The sequence below is a fragment of the Cellulomonas sp. KH9 genome, from assembly GCF_900114185.1.
Lineage (GTDB): Bacteria > Actinomycetota > Actinomycetes > Actinomycetales > Cellulomonadaceae > Cellulomonas.
Genome location: NZ_FOSE01000007.1, coordinates 17,647 through 34,205 on the forward strand (window position 1 = coordinate 17,647; position 16,559 = coordinate 34,205).

17 protein-coding genes are annotated in these 16,559 nt (G+C 75.6%); 10 read left to right on the plus strand and 7 right to left on the minus strand.

The features are described 5' to 3' along the window. Positions 1-15: 15 nt before the first annotated feature. The 3 genes from BMZ16_RS18335 to BMZ16_RS18345 all read right to left on the minus strand — a co-directional run bounded on the left by BMZ16_RS18335 (position 16) and on the right by BMZ16_RS18345 (position 3,946). On the minus strand, positions 16-1,926 hold the full coding sequence (locus BMZ16_RS18335; protein WP_089803245.1) for a DUF4914 family protein: 1,911 nt from the start codon (positions 1,924-1,926) through the stop codon (positions 16-18). A 154-nt stretch (positions 1,927-2,080) separates the two neighbouring features. Beyond that, the gene (locus BMZ16_RS18340) at positions 2,081-2,800 is read right to left on the minus strand and encodes a DUF4349 domain-containing protein (protein WP_177199781.1); all 720 of its coding nucleotides are present in this window, start codon (positions 2,798-2,800) and stop codon (positions 2,081-2,083) included. A 306-nt stretch (positions 2,801-3,106) separates the two neighbouring features. Continuing rightward, complete coding sequence (locus BMZ16_RS18345; RefSeq protein ID WP_089803333.1) at positions 3,107-3,946, minus strand: DNA-3-methyladenine glycosylase family protein; 840 nt, start codon at positions 3,944-3,946, stop codon at positions 3,107-3,109. 416 nt (positions 3,947-4,362) lie between these two features. Here BMZ16_RS18345 and BMZ16_RS19925 point away from each other — a divergent pair, with 416 nt between their 5' ends. The 6 genes from BMZ16_RS19925 to BMZ16_RS18375 all read left to right on the plus strand — a co-directional run bounded on the left by BMZ16_RS19925 (position 4,363) and on the right by BMZ16_RS18375 (position 9,383). Next, complete coding sequence (locus tag BMZ16_RS19925) at positions 4,363-4,881, plus strand: methylated-DNA--[protein]-cysteine S-methyltransferase (protein ID WP_255366808.1); 519 nt, start codon at positions 4,363-4,365, stop codon at positions 4,879-4,881. A gap of 58 nt (positions 4,882-4,939) precedes the next feature. Next, a complete protein-coding gene (locus tag BMZ16_RS18355) occupies positions 4,940-5,473 on the plus strand; it encodes a DUF1697 domain-containing protein (protein WP_218143400.1) in 534 nt (177 codons plus the stop codon). A 184-nt stretch (positions 5,474-5,657) separates the two neighbouring features. Further along, positions 5,658-6,854 carry a zinc-dependent alcohol dehydrogenase gene (locus tag BMZ16_RS18360; protein WP_089803338.1) on the plus strand — a complete coding sequence of 399 codons (1,197 nt, stop codon included), beginning with the start codon at positions 5,658-5,660 and terminating at the stop codon, positions 6,852-6,854. 28 nt (positions 6,855-6,882) lie between these two features. After that, a complete protein-coding gene (locus BMZ16_RS18365; RefSeq protein WP_089803251.1) occupies positions 6,883-7,917 on the plus strand; it encodes an NAD-dependent epimerase/dehydratase family protein in 1,035 nt (344 codons plus the stop codon). Between the two features lie 39 nt (positions 7,918-7,956). Continuing rightward, complete coding sequence (locus tag BMZ16_RS18370) at positions 7,957-8,481, plus strand: DsbA family protein (protein WP_089803254.1); 525 nt, start codon at positions 7,957-7,959, stop codon at positions 8,479-8,481. A gap of 56 nt (positions 8,482-8,537) precedes the next feature. Beyond that, entirely contained in the window at positions 8,538-9,383 is an 846-nt protein-coding gene (locus tag BMZ16_RS18375) for an SDR family NAD(P)-dependent oxidoreductase (protein ID WP_089803340.1), read from the plus strand. 30 nt (positions 9,384-9,413) lie between these two features. Here BMZ16_RS18375 and nhaA read toward each other — a convergent pair whose 3' ends face one another. Both nhaA and BMZ16_RS18385 read right to left on the minus strand, forming a co-directional pair. Beyond that, complete coding sequence (gene nhaA, locus BMZ16_RS18380) at positions 9,414-10,736, minus strand: Na+/H+ antiporter NhaA (RefSeq protein WP_255366809.1); 1,323 nt, start codon at positions 10,734-10,736, stop codon at positions 9,414-9,416. A 115-nt stretch (positions 10,737-10,851) separates the two neighbouring features. Further along, positions 10,852-11,298 carry an HIT family protein gene (locus BMZ16_RS18385; RefSeq protein WP_089803258.1) on the minus strand — a complete coding sequence of 149 codons (447 nt, stop codon included), beginning with the start codon at positions 11,296-11,298 and terminating at the stop codon, positions 10,852-10,854. A gap of 99 nt (positions 11,299-11,397) precedes the next feature. Between BMZ16_RS18385 and BMZ16_RS18390 the strand changes: the two genes are divergently transcribed. Then, positions 11,398-12,210 (plus strand): alpha/beta hydrolase, encoded by an 813-nt coding sequence (locus BMZ16_RS18390; RefSeq protein ID WP_089803260.1) that lies wholly within the window; start codon positions 11,398-11,400, stop codon positions 12,208-12,210. A gap of 96 nt (positions 12,211-12,306) precedes the next feature. Here the strand turns inward: BMZ16_RS18390 and BMZ16_RS18395 are convergent, their stop codons facing one another. After that, on the minus strand, positions 12,307-12,870 hold the full coding sequence (locus tag BMZ16_RS18395) for an NYN domain-containing protein (RefSeq protein WP_089803262.1): 564 nt from the start codon (positions 12,868-12,870) through the stop codon (positions 12,307-12,309). Between the two features lie 133 nt (positions 12,871-13,003). Between BMZ16_RS18395 and BMZ16_RS18400 the strand changes: the two genes are divergently transcribed. Both BMZ16_RS18400 and BMZ16_RS18405 read left to right on the plus strand, forming a co-directional pair. Next, a complete protein-coding gene (locus tag BMZ16_RS18400; RefSeq protein ID WP_089803264.1) occupies positions 13,004-13,534 on the plus strand; it encodes a MarR family winged helix-turn-helix transcriptional regulator in 531 nt (176 codons plus the stop codon). A gap of 100 nt (positions 13,535-13,634) precedes the next feature. Then, positions 13,635-14,165, plus strand: coding sequence for a flavodoxin domain-containing protein (locus BMZ16_RS18405; RefSeq protein ID WP_089803266.1), 531 nt, complete (start codon positions 13,635-13,637; stop codon positions 14,163-14,165). Between the two features lie 68 nt (positions 14,166-14,233). Here BMZ16_RS18405 and BMZ16_RS18410 read toward each other — a convergent pair whose 3' ends face one another. Continuing rightward, a complete protein-coding gene (locus BMZ16_RS18410; RefSeq protein WP_089803267.1) occupies positions 14,234-15,106 on the minus strand; it encodes a serine/threonine-protein kinase in 873 nt (290 codons plus the stop codon). Between the two features lie 251 nt (positions 15,107-15,357). On the opposite strand from BMZ16_RS18410, the gene BMZ16_RS18415 reads away from it, so the two are divergent. Further along, entirely contained in the window at positions 15,358-16,542 is a 1,185-nt protein-coding gene (locus BMZ16_RS18415) for a ferrochelatase (RefSeq protein WP_255366810.1), read from the plus strand. The last annotated feature ends 17 nt before the right edge of the window (positions 16,543-16,559 follow it).

Here is a 16,559-nt window from a genome sequence, read left to right on the forward strand (position 1 = left end):
CCGGGGACCGGCGTGTCAGACGTACATCGGCGTCAGCTCGTCGAACTCCTCCACCGAGCCGCCGCGCAGGACGAGCTCGATGATCCGGCGGCCCAGGGGGTCCAGGTCGTCGGTGAGGAACTGCTCGAGCTCGGCCCGGAAGAAGTCCGTGAGGATCGCGGCACCCGTGTCGTAGGCCTCGATGCCGACCTGGGACTGGTACTCCGGCTGCAGCAGCGTGGGACGGATCTGCTGCCCGTCGAGCTTGATCTCCTTGGGCCGGTAGCCGAACAGCGCGCACCGCGCCGGGGTCAGCTGCTCGCGCAGGATGCGACCGCCACCGCGACGCGCGAGGTACTCACGGGTCAGCCACTCGGCGGAGAACCCGACCTTGTAGGCGCCGATGTGCTGGTTCGGGGTCAGGACGTAGCGCGTGCGGTCGTTCTCCGCGATCTGGCGCAGCAGCAGGTTCGCCGCCGCCACCTTGGTGCCGGTCGAGAACGGCCAGTACGAGCCGACACCCTCGGCGACCATGCCGCCGTGCTTGAGGGCCCTCTTGACGTCCTTGCTCTCGCCGATCGACGGGTTCTTGTCCCCGCGCGGGGCGATCAGGCGCCACACCCATGCCAGCGACGGCGGGATCAGGTGCATCATCCCCATGATCCCGTAGGTCGGGTTGTCCCGGGTGCACAGCGGCATCCGGACCCCGAACGTGCGGACGTCGACCTCCTTGGGCTCGCTGATGACGTTCTTGACGAACCGCCGGGGGATCACGACGCGCGGGTTCGGGCACCGCTTGCCGTTGGAGTCGAGCGTGTGCTCCCACGGCAGCGCGGTCGCGTCGGCGACGCCGTCGATCGACAGGAAGAGCAGCGGCTCGTCGGGCTGGATCACCGCCTTCTCGAACGCCGGGTCCTCGCCGTAGTGCGTGAGGTTGTCGACGCGGACGAACCAGCCGTCCTCGGCGTCGGCGACGACCAGCCGGCCGTTGCCCTTCTGCACCGACGGGTGGCACAGCGTCATGTCGTCCGTCACGGGCGCCAGCGCCGACGTCTCGCCGAGGGTGATGTGGTACGGCTCGTCGCGCACCACGTTGGTGCCGACGAGGATGCGCCCGTCGTCCTCGCGGCGGATCTCCTGGCACATCTCGGACTTGCCGCCGCCCGAGGCGCCCTCGTGCATGATGACCGTCTCGTTCTCGTACGGCGTGGTCACGCGGACGCTCGAGGCGTGCGCGGTGAGCCAGCCCTCCTGCTCGCCGATGTCGAGCAGCACGGAGAAGACGCCCTTCTTGGCGCTCGGCCCCGGGTACAGGTTGTAGGCCCACACCTCGTGCAGCGTCGTGGAGCGGTTGTGCACGACGACCTGCCGGCCGCCGAAGTGCGTGTGCCGGAACGGCGGCGCGACGTAGAGGATCGAGCGCGGCGTGAACGGGCCGATCTCGTCGAACGTCACCCACCCCTGCAGGTCCACGAGCGTGAGGGCGAAGAAGGCGCTGTTCAGCGGCACGATCGCCAGCGACGGGTACCCGAAGCGCGGACCGCCGGCCTTGAACGGCACGACGACGAGCTCCTGGGTGGCGAGCCACTCGAGCGTCTCCGTGCGGGTGGGGTCGAACTCCGCGTCGAACACGTCGCGGTAGCGCGGCTTGTCGGTGGGCAGGTCGTCCGCGATCCGCATGCAGTCCGGGTCGCGCCGGCGCATGTAGTCCTCGGGGTAGTTCACGGCCACGCCGTTGCGGCAGCGGGTGACCGTCGCCTCCGGCACCATCTCGCCGTTCACGTCGTACTCGACGGTGAACACGGGGCCGCCCTCGGGGCCCAGCGCCAGCCGGTACAGCTCCTCACGCGTTGCGGGGATCACCAGGCGCGGGCTCGCCTCCAGGGCGGCCCGCACCTCGGGTGCGAGAGACACGTCCGCCAGGGGACCGGTCACGGTGACGCTCATGGCAGCTCCTTCGCCTCGGGGACCGGGCGTGGTCGCCCATGAGGCGCTACCCGGCGGTCAGCCGTGCCGCAGGTGCGGTCCCGGTCTGTCCTTTGCCAGGAGATTACGACCGCTGGACCCACCCCCGACAGGGACCTTCGGGCCTGCGAGGCGCTCAGCCGAGCGCGCCGGGTCCGCCCGACGGCGTCGTGCCGTCCCCGGCCGACGTCGCCACCTCCACGGTACGGCGGCGGCGCCACAGCAGCACGGCGGTGGCGGCGAGGCCGGCCACGACCAGCCAGGGCAGCAGCACGCCGAGCACGACCAGCACCCCGCGGACCGTCGCGACGAACGCGGTCCACCCGGTGTCCAGGCCGTCGAGGAACGTCGCGGGACGCGCCACGAGAGCCTCCTGCGCGTGCACGGGCGCGACGATCTCGACGTCCACGGTGGACAGCGCGACGCGGTCCGCGAGCCGGGCCCGCTCGGAGCGCAGCCCCTCGAGGTTCGCCTGACGGTCGGTCAGCGCCTGCTCGGCCTCGATGATCTCGCTGCTCGACGCGGCCCGCCCCAGCAGGTCGGACATGCGCGCCACCGACAGCTCGGTGGCCGTGATCCGGGCGTCGAGGTCCTGCGCGGCGCCGGTCACGTCCTCGGTCGCCACCTGGAACTCCAGGACGTCGCCGATCCCGGCCAGCCCGGTGCGGAAGCCGTCCATGGCCCCCGCCGGCACCCGCACGGTCAGCGAGGCGCTGCCCGGGTCGTGCTCGCCGGCGGCGGACCGCTCGTACCGGGCGTCCACGCGCCCCTCGAGCCGCGCGGCGAGGGCGGCGACGTCCTGCGCCGCGTCGACGGGGTCGGGCGCGGACACCGCGGCGCGGGCGGTCTGGACCACCTGCTGGGCCTCGCGCGCACCCGACCCGTCGGCGCTCGTCCCCCGCCCTCGGCCTCGGACAGGGCGGTGTCCTCGTCCGCCACCGACACGCCACGCCCGTCCGACGTCGTCCCGACGCCGACATCGTCCGCACCGCTGTCGGCGGCGCTGCAGGCGGTGAGGGCCGCGAGCACGGCGAGGGCGGTGACCAGCGTGCGGGTGCGTGTCGGCATGCCTGCACGCTCGGGACGCTCGGGGTGCCCCGGGCGGGTCCCGCGGGATCGTGACCGGCTCGTCACCGGATCGTCGCCCCGACGAGGCCGGACGTCACCCGACCGGTCCGGTGGTCGTCACCGACGCCCACAGGTGCGTCGCGGCGAACGCCCGCCACGGCCGCCAGCGGAGCCCCGCCGCGGCGACGTCCCGCGGCCCCGGCGCACCCAGCGCCCGGCGCAGCACGAGGTCGCCCGACGGGAACGCGTCCCGGTCGCCGAGCGCACGCAGCGCGACGACGTCGGCCGTCCACGGGCCGATGCCGGGGACCGCGAGCAGGGCCGCACGGACGTCGGGCCCGTCGGCGCCCGGGTCGAGCCGCAGACCCTGCGCGCACGCGACGGCCAGCGCGTGCACGGCACGTGCGCGGGTGCGGGGGACCCGCAGGACCGCCTGCAGCGCGACGGGGTCGGCCGCGGCCACGTCCTCGGGCCGGGGGTACGCGCGCAGGCCGGACGCGTGCTCTCGGCCGTACGCCGCGGCGAGGCGTCCGCCGGTGGTGCGGCCCGCGCCGAGCGACACCTGCTGCGTGAGCACCGCCTGGACCGCCGCCTCGAACCCGTCGGGGTGCCCCGGCACCCGCAGGTGGGGACGGGCCGCCAGCAGGGGGCCGAGCGTGGGGTCGTCCCCGAGGGTGTCGTGCACGGGTGCGAGGGCGTCCCCGAGGCCGAACCACCGGACCGCCAGCCGGTCGGTCGCGCCCGGGGCGGTCGGGCCGTCGGCCCGGACCTCCGCACCGCCCGCCGTGACGTGCGCGGTCACCGGGACCGGGCCGGAGCCGAGGTCGACGAGACGGCGCACGGTGCCGGCCACCACGTCGACCTCCTCCACGCCGGGCACGGCGCGGGCGGCGAGCGACGCGAGCACCGGACCAGGGTCGACGGGGACGCGCACGGGGAGACGGTAGCCCGCACCGCCGACACCGCCGCGGCCCGGCAAAGACCCGGTAGCGAACTGGTCGCACGTTCGAGATGCGCCGGTCACACACGGGTGCGATGCTCGGGTCAGCAGCCGATCGCGGCCCCAGACCGCGACCGGCCACCCGCAGGTCAGGGGCCCGCCCCGGACCCGCAGCAGCACCGGGTCCGGCGAGAGCCGGACCGGCCCTCCGGGGTCCGGGAGCGCGCCACGCCTCGTGCCGGCGAGACGGCTCTCCCGCCAGGTCCCGCTCCCCGCCACGGGGAGCGGGACCGGCTTGCGTCAGGGCCCGGTCGGCCGCTGCCTGCAGGCCTCGTCGTGCGGGGGTACGGCCGCCGGGCGGCGGTGCACGCCGCGGCCGCGGTGTCGGTGGTCCGGGGGAGGATGACGGGGTGAGCACGACGTACACGGTGGTGCCCGCACCGTTCGGGCCGGTCGCGGTCGGTGTCGCCGACGGTGCGGTGACGGACGTGCGGTTCCCGCACGCGGACGGCTCCGCGGCCACCGAGCGGCTGGGACGTCGCGTCGACCCCGGGGACGACCCGGTGCTGCACGAGGCGGCCCGGCAGCTCGCGGAGTACCTGGCGGGCGCGCGCCGGGACTTCGACCTGCCGCTCCGGTACCGCGGCAGCACGTTCCGGCAGCGCGTCTGGGACGGGCTGCGGGCGGTCCCGTACGGCACGACGACCACGTACGGCGCGCTCGCGACCGCGATCGGCCTCGACCCCCGCACGGCGTCCCGCGCGGTCGGCGCGGCCAACGGCGCCAACCACCTGCCGATCGTCGTGCCGTGCCACCGCGTGATCGGTGCGGACGGCGGTCTCACCGGGTTCTCCGGCGGGCTCGACCGCAAGCGGGCGCTGCTGGCCCTCGAGGCGCGCGTCGCGACCGGCGCGGGCACCCTGTTCTGAGCGGTCCGAGCGGTCCGAGCGGTCCGAGCGGTCCGAGCGGACGGACGGGGGAGGTGCGATGACCGTCATGGTGGCGCTGCTGCGCGGCGTGAACGTCGGGGGCGCGACGAGGGTGCCGATGGCCGACCTGCGCCGGATCGTCGCCGAGACCGGCTACCGGGACGCGCGCACCTACGTGAACAGCGGCAACGTCGTCCTGACCGCGGACGCGGGCGACACCGAGCAGGTCGCCGCGCGCCTGCGGGCCGCGTGCGCCGTCGCGTTCCCGTGCGCCCCCGACGTGGTCGTGCGGACGCGGGAGGAGCTGCGCGGGGTCGTCGACGGCAACCCCTTCCTCGACCGCGACGACGACCCCACCCACCACCACGTGGTGTTCCTGCCCGGTGCGGCGCCGGCCCGCGCACCCGAGGTCGCGGTCACGCCGCCGGAGGACCTCGCGCCCCGGGGGCGCGAGCTGTACCTGTACCTGCCGGACGGGATGGGACGCAGCCGGCTCGCGGCGCGGCTCGCCGGTCGCTCGGGCCCCGGCGGCACGGCCCGCAACTGGCGCACCGTCACCACGCTGGCGGCCATGGCCGACGAGCAGGACTGACCCGCAGGTCGGCCGTCCACGTCCACCCGCGTCGGGCGCCGGCCCGTGGGTGGTCGGCGCGTCGCGCCCGTCGCCGTTCCGGATGCGCGTGCCGCGCCCGGGTGCCACCGTGGACGACCCATGGCGGACCGCGGCCCGCACGGGCGGCGGGGCACGGCGGACGAGCGACGGGACGGTGGTGCAGGTGCGGGCGCTGACGTGGCAGGGACGCGAGAACGTGTCGGTCGAGGACGTGCCCGACCCGCGGATCGAGGAGCCCACCGACGCGGTGATCCGGGTGACGTCGACGGCGGTCTGCGGGTCCGACCTGCACCTGTACTCGGTGCTCGGGGCGTTCCTGCAGCCCGGTGACGTGCTGGGCCACGAGGCCATGGGCGTGGTCGAGGAGGTCGGTCCCGACGCGGGGCGGCGCCTGAAGGTCGGCGACCGTGTCGTCGTGCCGTTCGGGATCGCGTGCGGCACCTGCCACATGTGCGCGCTGGGGCTGCAGAGCCAGTGCGAGACCACCCAGGTGCACGCCACCGGCAAGGGCGCCGCCCTGTTCGGCTACACCTCCCTGTACGGCAGCGTGCCCGGCGGGCAGGCGCAGTACCTGCGGGTGCCCCAGGCGCAGTACGGACCCCTCGTGGTCCCCGACGACGGGCGACCCGACGAGACGTACCTCTACCTCTCCGACGTCCTGCCCACCGCGTGGCAGGCCGTCGTGTACGCCGACGTACCGCCGGGCGGGACGGTGGCGGTCGTGGGCCTCGGACCGATCGGTCAGATGGCGGCACGCATCGCGCTGCACCGGGGCGCCGAGCGGGTGATCGGCATCGACATCGTCGCCGAGCGGCTGCTCATGGCCTCCCGCCACGGCGTGGACGTGATCGACGCGGCCCGGACCGACGACGTCGTGGAGGCCGTGCGCGAGCGCACCCACGGACGCGGGGCGGACGCCGTCGTCGAGGCCGTCGGCATGGAGGCGCACGGCTCGCCCGTGGCCGCCGCGGGGCAGCGGGCCGCGGCGTTCCTGCCCGACGCGCTGGCGCGGCCGCTCATCGAGAGGGCCGCCGTCGACCGCATGGCCGCCCTGCAGACCGCCATCGGCGTGGCGCGGCGCGGTGCGATCGTGTCGGTCGTCGGCGTCTACGGCGGCGCGCTGGACCCGTTCCCCATGATGGACGTGTTCGACCGCCAGCTGTCGTTCCGGTTCGGCCAGGCCAACGTCCGGCGGTGGTACGACGACCTGCTGCCGCTGGTCACCGACCCGGCGGACCCGCTGGGGGTGGCCGACCTGCGCACCCACCGGGTGTCCCTGGAGCAGGCGCCGCAGGCGTACGACGTCTTCCAGCGCAAGGCGGACGGCTGCATCAAGGTCGTCCTGGACCCGTTCGCGTGAGCGTGCAGGACCGGACGGGGCGACGCCCGTGAGGGTCGTGGTGGTCGGTGCCTCCGGCAACGTGGGGACGGCCGTCCTGCGCCGGCTCGCCGCGGACACCACGGTGACCTCGGTGGTCGGCGTCGCACGCCGCACGCCGCAGGCCCGGCCTCCCGCGCCGTACGACACCGCCACCTGGGTCGCGTGCGACATCGGGGCGCCGGAGGCCGAGGAGCAGGTGGTCACGGACCTCGCCCGCGCGTTCGCGGGCGCCGACGCCGTCGTGCACCTGGCATGGGCGATCCAGCCCAGCCACGACCGCGCCCGCCTGCGCTCGACGAACGTGGTCGGCGCGCGCCGCGTGGTGCAGGGGGCCGTGCAGGCCGGCGTCCCGCACCTGGTCGTCGCCTCCTCCGTCGGCGCCTACTCGCCCTCGCCCGACGACACGCTGCGCGACGAGTCCTGGCCGACCGACGGCGTGCGGTCGTCGTCCTACAGCGTGGACAAGGCCGCCGTCGAGTCCCTGCTGGACCGGACCGAGTCCCACACACCGCTCCGGGTCGCGCGCCTGCGCCCCGCCCTGGTCTTCCAGCACGACGCGGGCCGCGAGATCACCCGGTACTTCCTCGGTCCGTTCGTGCCCGAGCGGCTGCTCGACGGGCGCGTCCCCCTGCTGCCGTGGCCCCGCGGGCTGCGCCTGCAGGCCGTGCAGGCCGACGACCTCGCCGACGCGTTCCGCGAGGCGGTGGTGCGGCAGGTGCGCGGGGCCTTCAACCTGGCGGCGCCCGGCGTCCTGCGCGGGCCGGACGTGGCCGCACTGGTCGCTCGGGCCCGGTTGCGGGAGGTGCCCGTCCGCGCGGCGCGCACCGTGCTGGCCGCCGGGTGGCACGCGCGTGCCGTCCCGGTGGGCCCGGGGTGGCTCGACATGGGCATGGCCGCCCCGCTGCTGGACACGAGCCGCGCCGAGCGTGAGCTCGCGTGGCGGCCCCGCACCACCGCGGCCGAGGCGCTGCACCAGCTCGTCACGGGCATCGCGGCCGGTGCGGGGACCGCCAGCCCGCCCCTGCGCCCCCGGGGGCGCTGACGACGTGCGCCGGAGGGTGCTGCACGGCACGCTGTCCGCATGACGTCTGCCGAGCCCGTCGAGGTCAGCACCGACCCGGACCGTCACGTGCTGGGGGACCCGGACGCACCCGTCACGGTGGTCGAGTACGGCGACCTCGAGTGCCCGTACTGCCGGGACGCCGAGCCCGTGCTGCGTCGGCTCGTCGAGGAGTCCGGCGGGCGCGTGCGGCTCGTGTGGCGCCACTTCCCGCTGTTCCAGGTGCACCCGCACGCGCTGGCCGCCGCGCTCGCGGCGGAGGCGGCCGGCGCCCACGGGCGCTTCTGGGAGATGCAGCGGCTGCTGTTCGCCCACCAGGACGCGCTGACGGACGAGGACCTCGCCCGGTACGCGCAGGAGGTCGGCCTCGAGCCCGACCAGGTCGTCGGGCCACCGGCGGACCGGTTCGCCCGTGCCGTGCAGGCGGACTACGAAGGGGGCATCGAGCTCGACGTCCCGGGGACGCCCACCCTGCTCGTCGACGGCGTGCGGTACCGCGGCCGCGTGGAGCTCGAGGCCCTGCGCCAGGTCGTCGACGCCGTGTGAGCACCGTCGCCCCGCCGACGAGGGCGGCGGGGCGCGCCGTGCGCCACGATGGGCACGTGAGCGCGACGACGTCCCCTGCCCTGACCGCACCGGTCCCGCGGACCGCCCTCGTCACCGGCGCGGGCCGCGGCATCGGCCGCGAGCTCGCCCTGGCGCTGGCGCGCGCGGGCTACGCGCTGGGCCTGGTGGCCCGGACCCGCGAGCGGCTCGAGGAGGTCGCGGACGAGGCACGGGCGCTGGGCGCGTCGGTGACCGTCGCGCCGGCCGACCTGGTCGACGCGACGGCGGTGGCCGACGCCGTGGGGCACGTCGAGGCCGCCCTGGCGGCCGCGGGTGGCATCGGCCTGCTCGTCAACAACGCCGGCGTGATCGAGCGTGCGGAGCTGCCGTTCGCGGCGGACGACGTGGAGGACGTCTGGCGCGTGGTGGAGACCAACGTGCGTGGGCCGCTGCTGGTGACGCACGCCGTGCTGCCGGGGATGCTGGCCCGCGGTGCCGGGCGGGTGCTCAACGTCAACTCCGGCTCCGGGCACCGCGCCCTGCCCACGTACACCGGCTACGCGATCAGCAAGGGCGCGCTGGCGCGGTTCACCACGCAGCTGCACCGGCAGTACGCCGACGCGGGCCTGCGGGTGCTCGACCTGGCGCCGGGCGTCGTCGCGACGGACATGACCGCCGCCATGCCGGTGCACACCGGGCGGACCGAGTGGACGTCGCCGCAGGACGTCGCCGACCTGGTGCTGGCCTTCGCGGCGGGTGAGCTCGACGGGCTGTCCGGGCGCTTCGTGCGCGCCGGTGCGGACACCCCGGCGTCGCTGCGGGAGCACGCCGGGCAGATCGCGGCGACGGACGCGCGGACGCTGCGGCTGTCGACCTGGGGTCCCGACGACCCGGTGGCGTGACCGGGGTCGGCACCCTTGCCCGCACGGGCCTCAGCCGGCGGACCGCCACGGCAGGTCCGGCAGCGTCGGGGGAAGCCGCGGCGGCGTGCACAGCGGGAGCCGCTCGCCCAGCCAGCGCAGCAGGACGGACCCGGCGACCGCGGCGACCAGGGACCCCGTGAGCACCCCGATCTTGGCCCGCTCCAGCAGCACGGGGTCGTCGAACGCGAGCTGGGCGATGAACAACGAGATGGTGAACCCGATGCCGGCGAGGACCGCGCCGCCGAGCAGGTGACCCCAGCGCACGCGGCCGGGCAGGTCTCCCAGCCCGAGGCGCAGGGCGAGGGTGGCGGCACCGGTGATGCCCACGGCGTTGCCGACGACGAGCGCGACGGCCACGCCGACGGTCAGGCGCGAGCCGAACGCGTCGGCCAGCGTGGCCGGGTCCAGACGGACGCCGGCGTTGGCGAGCCCGAAGAGCGGCACGACGACGTAGGCGCTCCACGGGTGCAGCGCCCGCTGCAGCCGGTCGCCGGTCGGCACGGCGGCGCGCCCGGCGACCTCGGCCGCGTGCTCGTGGTCGACGCCGCCCTCGGAGAGGAACCGGCGGGCGCGGGTGGCGACCTCCGCGCGCCGGCGCTCGTGCGGCAGGCCGGTGGGCACCAGCAGGCCGACCAGGACACCGGCGATGGTGGCGTGCACGCCGGACGCCAGCACCGCGACCCACAGGGCCAGGCCGACGACGACGTAGGGCGCCAGGCGCCACACGCCGCGCACGCGCAGCACCGCCAGTGCGGCGACCAGCGCGGCGGCGACCGTGAGCGCCCGCAGGTCGACGTGGTCGGTGTAGAAGACCGCCATCGCCAGGATCGCCCCGATGTCGTCGACGATGGCGAGCGTCAGCAGGAACAGCCGCAGCCTGTCGGGGCAGCGCGGGCCGAACAGCGCCAGGACGCCCACGAGGAACGCGGTGTCGGTGGACATCACCACGCCCCACCCGCGCGCGGCCTCGGTGCCGGCGTTGAGGACGAGGAAGACGGCCACGGGCACGAGCAGGCCCCCGAGGGCGCCGAGCGCCGGCACCGCGACGGCGCGGGGGTCGCGCAGCTCGCCGCGGGTGGCCTCGCGGTTGATCTCGAGCCCGACGACGGCGAAGAACAGGGCCATCGCGAGGTCGTTGACCCAGTGCTGCAGGTCGAGCTCGATGCCGAGGTCGCCGACGTACAGGCCGGCCGGGGTGTGCCACAGGGCCGTGTAGGCGTCCCGGGCGGGGGAGTTGGCCCACACGAGTGCCGCGGCGGTCGCCGCGAGCAGGACCACGGCGCTGCCGGCCTCGGTCGCCAGGAACGTGCGGACCGTCGGCGCGAGGGTCACCGCGCGCAGGTCCCGCTGCCGCACCCGGTCGCGCAGCGCGGGTCCGCGCCCCGTGGCGGTCAGTGCGACCGCCCGGCGGGCGCCCGGTGCGGACCCGTGCGCGGCGGCGCCACGCTCAGAGCGCCGGGGACGTCAGGTCGGCGGGGACGTGGGCGCCGTGCCCGGCGGCGCGCAGCGCGTCGCGCAGGCGCTCGGCGGCCGCGTCGAGCTCGGCGGGCGGCACGTCGCTGCGGGCGTTGGCGAACGACAGGCTGCTCTCGTCCCAGGCGGGCAGCACGTGCAGGTGCAGGTGCGGGACCTCGAACCCTGCGACGAGCAGCGCGGCGCGCGGTGCTCCCCAGGCCGCCCGTTGGGCCAGGCCGACGGTCTTGGCGACCACGCCGAGGTGCGCCAGCAGGTCGTCGGGTGCGTCGGTGAGCTGTTCGACCTCCGCCCGCGGGACCACGAGCGCGTGGCCCTCGGTGATCGGTGCGATGGTGAGTATCACCACCGCCCGGTCGTCCGCCCAGACGAAGCGCCCGGGGATCTCGCCGTCGATGATGCGCGTGAACAGCGTCGACATGCGCCCACGCTAGCGCGCAGCGCCGCGGATCGATATCGAAACGTTTAGGCCGGCCCGCCCGTCTTGTCCTGGTCGCGTGATCCGCCTAGGAATCGCTGTGTGCGTCTGCGACCCGTCACCCCGTCCACCCGTCCGCACCCCGCCGGCCCGCGCCTCGCCGTCCTGACCGCCCTGGCGGTCGTGACGCTCGCCGCGTGCTCGACGGGCACCGAGCCGCCGGTCGCCGAGGTGGGGGAGCCCGCCGCAGCCCAGACACCGACGATGCTCGAGAGCGCCCCCGTGGTCATGGCCGCCGCCGAACCTCCCGAGTGCCTCTCGGAGGGGATCGCCTACTCCCGGGTCGGCCCGGAGGAGTCCGCCACCGGGGTCGCGTGGGCGGGCGGCGGCGACCGCGGGGTCCTGTTCGCCCCGCAGGTCGACGGCGACGTGTGCCAGTGGGCCGAGGAGCTCTCCCGGCTCGCCGGCGCCGGCTACCTGGTCGCGACCTACGACTGGGGCACCTCCGGGGAGGTCGGCCTCCGCTCGGCGCTCGACGTGCTGCACGCCACCGGTGCGCAGGACGTCGCGTTCGTCGGCGCGTCGGCGGGCGGCACGCTCGCCGCCGGCCTGGCCGACGATCTCGGGGCCGTCGCCGTCGTGGCGCTCAGCCCGCCCGCGCAGTACGGCGAGGTCGATGCGCGTGCCGAGGCGAACGCCTTCACCGGTCCGCTGCAGGTCTTCTCGTCGACCGACGACCCCCAGGTGCCCGCGGCCGACAGTGCCCTCGTCGTGCGCAACGACAAGACCTCGATCGTCACCGAGGTGTCCGGCACCGCGCACGGCATCGAGTTCCTGGCACCCGACGGCTACCACGCCGAGCACGTGCGCACGACGATCGACGACGCCCTCACGCAGGGCTTCGGCGAGGGCTGAGCAGGCCGGACGACCCGAGCAGGCCGGACGACCCGAGCACGACGGCGGCCCGCAGCACGACGGCCGCGCCGGGGGACCGGCGTGGCCGTCGGACCGTCAGAGGTAGCGCAGCGGGTCGAACTCCTCGAGCGGGATGATCCGCAGGCGCGGCAGCTGCACGTTGAACGCCGCGACGTCCGTCTCGAGGTCGAACGTCTCCAGCCCGCGCGCGGTCAGGCTCGCCAGGGACTGGCTCGTGAACTCACGGAACGCCAGCAGGCCGACCCGGCGCTCGCCGTCGACCAGCTGCGCGAGCTCCGGGGCGAAGTCGCCGTCGTGGCTCGCGAGCATGACGTCGCCGTCACGGTCGGCGATGGCGTCCAGCGTGCGCTTGATGCCGATGTCGACGACCTTCTCGTACGACTCGCCGGACAGCGGGATCGGGACGAAGCCGATCGCGGTGAGCGCCTGCACGAACGACATCGGCAGGTTGCCGTTGGAGGCGTTGAGGAAGAACAGCGCCTTGACGGGCTGGTCCCACGTCTGCTGCGCGAAGCTCAGGACGCGCTCCCAGCGGGGCCGCTGCTCCGGCGTGGGCCGCCCTCCCAGGATCGAGGACCCGAGCGTGGCGTCGATGTTCTCGCCGTCCACCAGGAGGTACGTCGTCGCCGTCTCGCTCATCGCCCCAGGGTAGACGGCCCCGGGAGCCCGTGCGGCGACCCCACCGGCGCGTGCACCGCTCGTGGTGACATGATCGTGACCGCCCCGCCGCCGCCGTGGCGGGCGGTGGGCCGGGACGGGAGGTGACGCGTCGATGTCCGACGACGACGTCGAGCGCGCGACCGGTGACGGCGTCGCCGCGAGCCACGTGCGGGCCTCCGTCGACGCGTGGGAGGCGCTGTTCCGTGCCCAGGTCGCGCTCGTGCGACGGTTCGCCCGGGACGACGTCTGGGGCGGGCGGAGCATGCAGGAGTACGACGTGCTCTACACGCTGTCGCGCGCACCGGGCCGCTCGCTGCGCCTGCGTGAGCTGGCCCGCTCGAGCCTCCTGACGCAGCCCAGTCTCTCCCGCCTGGTCGACCGCCTCGAGTCGGAGGGGCTGGTGCGCCGGGAGCCGGTCGCGGGGGACCGGCGGGGAACCGCCGTGCACCTCACGGACCCGGGGTCGGCGCTCCAGCGCGAGATCGGGCGCCGCCACGCCCGGTCCATCGACGCGCTCGTCGGCGGTGCCCTCGACACCGAGGAGCTGGCAACCCTCGAGCGGCTGTGCACCCGGTTGCGGCTCGCGCAGGACGACCTGCCCGACCCGGGGGGCGTCACGACCGGCGGATCACCCACGGCCTGACGCCCGCGTGGGGACCTCCGGCCCAGGTGGACGGCGCTGCTGCCAGCGACGATGGAGCACCGGAGGGCGCGAGGTCCGCCGGTGCGGCGAGGGAGGGACCATGCGGATCCTGCTGGCAGTGGCGTCCCGCCACCAGGGCACGTGGGAGATCGGTGAGGTCGTCGCGCAGCGGCTGCGCGACCGCGGTCACGAGGTCGACCAGTGCGCCCCCGAGGACGTCGCGACCGTCGCGGACCACGACGCTGTGGTCCTGGGGTCCGCGGTCTACACCGCACACTGGTTGCCCGCCGCCCGGGACCTGGCCGCGCGCTGCGCCGAGGAGCTCCGACAGCGGCCCGTCTGGACGTTCTCGTCGGGTCTGGCCACGCAGCCGGCCAACTCCGCGAACTCCCCGCTCGAGATCGCGGCGCTGGGCGAGCGGATCGGTGCGCGCGCGCACCGCAGCTTCCGCGGGCGGCTCGACCGCTCGGTGCTGACGTTCACGGAGCGCGCGATCATCGCGGGCGGACGGGCCCGCGAGGGCGACCACCGTGACATGGCAGCGGTCGCGGCATGGGCCGACACGATCGCGGACGCGCTCGCGGCGGAGCCTGCGGCGCCGCGGCGGCACGCCGGGGCGTGCAGCGCCTGACGCACGACCGGGACGTGCGGGCGGCCGGTCCGGGTGACCGGTCCTCCGCCATCCCGACCCGCGGCCTCTCAGGAGACGCGCAGGGCCCGCTCGCGCTGGCGCCGCAGCCCGCGCAGCTCGGCGGCCACGGCCGCCATCGTCGGACGCTGCGCGGGGTCCTGCCGCGTCATCGCGCGCAGCAGCGCCGCGAAGTCCCGGTCCACGTCGTCCGTGATCCGGGGCCCGTGCAGCAGCCGGGCCAGCGACGCGGTCAGCGGGTCGCCCGGGTACGCCCGGCGTCCGGTGAGGCACTCGAGGAGCACCAGGCCCAGCGAGTACATGTCGGAGGCCGGTCCGATGGGGCCGCCGAGCGCCTGCTCCGGGCTCTGGTAGCTGGCTGTCGCGCGGTCGTCCGGTCGCTGGGTGGGGTCCGAGGCCGCGATGCCGAAGTCCGCCAGCACGACCGGCAGGACCGGGGCGTCGCGGCGTCCCGAGGCGGGCGTCGACGACGCGACCAGGACGTTCGACGGCTTGACGTCCCGGTGCACCACCCCGGCACGGTGCGCGTGCGCCAGGCCCCGGGCCAGCTGGTGGCCGATGTCGGCGGTGGTGGCGGGGTCCAGCGGTCCGTCGGCCACGACCTCGCGCAGCGTCCTGCCCTCCACCAGCTCCATCACGAGGAACGCGACGGGCCCCGTCCCGGGCACGACGTCCGCACCGACGTCCAGCAGGGCGACGAGCGAGGGGTGGGACAGCTCCGCGAGGACGCGGGCCTCCTCGGCGTACCGGCGGACCTGCGCGGGCTTGGCGTCCGTGAGCCGGAAGAGCTTGACGGCCACGGGGCGGTCGAGCCGGGTGTCGATCGCGCGGAACACCTGGGCGGACCCGCCCTCTCCCAGGCGGGCACCGAGGACGTACCGGCGCGCCAGCTCGGGGGCCGCGTGCCGTCCGGCACGGGTCACAGCTCGCTCATCGCTCGGGCTCCGGTCTTCTGGGAGGACGGCACCGACATGGCGCCAGGACGACGGTAGAGCGCACGCCGGGGCGCCGCACGCGGAGCCACCCGACCGGGTGGCGGGTGCGTCCGCCGCGGTCCGGACCGCCCGGCGGCCCGCGACGAGGTGACAGCGTGTCCCGACAACATCACGCACCGGGCGGCCACCGCCCGCAGGGCGCGGCGGGCCCACGGTGCGATGATCGGACGGTGCCTCCCGTGACGCCCCCCACCAGCGACCTGCCCGCTGCGCCGACGGCCGGGACGGCCGGTCTGGCGCCCTACGACGCGGTTCTCCTCTTCTCCTTCGGCGGTCCCAACGGTCCCGACGACGTGCTGCCGTTCCTGCGCAACGTGACCGCCGGCAAGAACATCCCCGACGAGCGTCTCGCCGAGGTCGCGGAGCACTACCACCACTTCGGCGGGCGCAGCCCCATCAACGACCAGAACCTGGCGCTGCGCGCGGCCCTCCAGGCGGAGCTGGCGCGCCGGGGCATCGACGTGCCGGTGGTGTGGGGCAACCGCAACTGGGAGCCGTACACCAGCGACGCGCTCGCCGAGGCCCTGGCCGGCGGTGCCCGCCGCGCGGTGGCCCTCGTGACGTCCGCCTACTCGTCCTACTCCGGCTGCCGGCAGTACCGCGAGAACCTCTGGACCTCGCTCGACGACGTCGCCACGCGCGTCGGCGCGCCCGACGGGGAGCACCCCCTCGTGGTCGACAAGGTGCGGTCGTACTTCAACCACCCGGGCTTCGTCCAGGCCAACGTCGACGCGGTCGTCGAGGCGTACGAGGGCGTCGACCCGGCGACCGCGTGGCCGCGCCTGGTGTTCGTCACGCACTCGATCCCCGACACCATGGAGGAGGCCTCCGTCGTCGCCGGGGCGTCCTACCGGGAGCAGCACCTCGACGTCGCGCGCACGGTGGCGGCAGAGGCGACGCGGCGGCTCGGCCGCCCGGTCGAGTGGGACCTGGCGTACTGCTCGCGCTCCGGCCCGCCCAGCCAGCCGTGGCTCGAGCCGGACGTCAACGACCACCTCGCGGCGTTGTCGGCCGCGGGGACGACGGCGGTCGTGCTGTCGCCGATCGGGTTCGTCTCCGACCACATGGAGGTCGCCTTCGACCTCGACACCGAGGCGCTCGAGACGGCCCGCGAGCTCGGCATGAGCGCCGTGCGTGCCGACTCGGTCGGTGTCCGCGAGCCCTTCGTGCGCGGCCTGGCCGACCTGCTGCTCGAGCGCGCCGCGATCGCCCGCGCCGACGACGCCGGGCTCCCGCGCCCGGAGCAGGCGACCACCGGTGACCTGCCGCCGTTCCGCTCGGTGTGCGCACCCGGGTGCTGCCGCATGCGTGCCGGCGTCGACTCGGGCCGCCCGGCGGCGTGCTCGACCGACCCCTGGTCCTGACCGCGACCCCCTCGCCC

Coding starts and splice junctions, on each gene's coding strand:
- BMZ16_RS18335 (WP_089803245.1), bottom strand. CDS start 1,926: ATGAGCGTCACCGTGACCGGTCCCCTGGCGGACGTGTCTCTCGCACCC.
- BMZ16_RS18355 (WP_218143400.1), top strand. CDS start 4,940: ATGACCGTCATGGTGGCGCTGCTGCGCGGCGTGAACGTCGGGGGCGCG.
- BMZ16_RS18370 (WP_089803254.1), top strand. CDS start 7,957: ATGACGTCTGCCGAGCCCGTCGAGGTCAGCACCGACCCGGACCGTCAC.
- BMZ16_RS18385 (WP_089803258.1), bottom strand. CDS start 11,298: ATGTCGACGCTGTTCACGCGCATCATCGACGGCGAGATCCCCGGGCGC.
- BMZ16_RS18395 (WP_089803262.1), bottom strand. CDS start 12,870: ATGAGCGAGACGGCGACGACGTACCTCCTGGTGGACGGCGAGAACATC.
- BMZ16_RS18400 (WP_089803264.1), top strand. CDS start 13,004: ATGTCCGACGACGACGTCGAGCGCGCGACCGGTGACGGCGTCGCCGCG.
- BMZ16_RS18405 (WP_089803266.1), top strand. CDS start 13,635: ATGCGGATCCTGCTGGCAGTGGCGTCCCGCCACCAGGGCACGTGGGAG.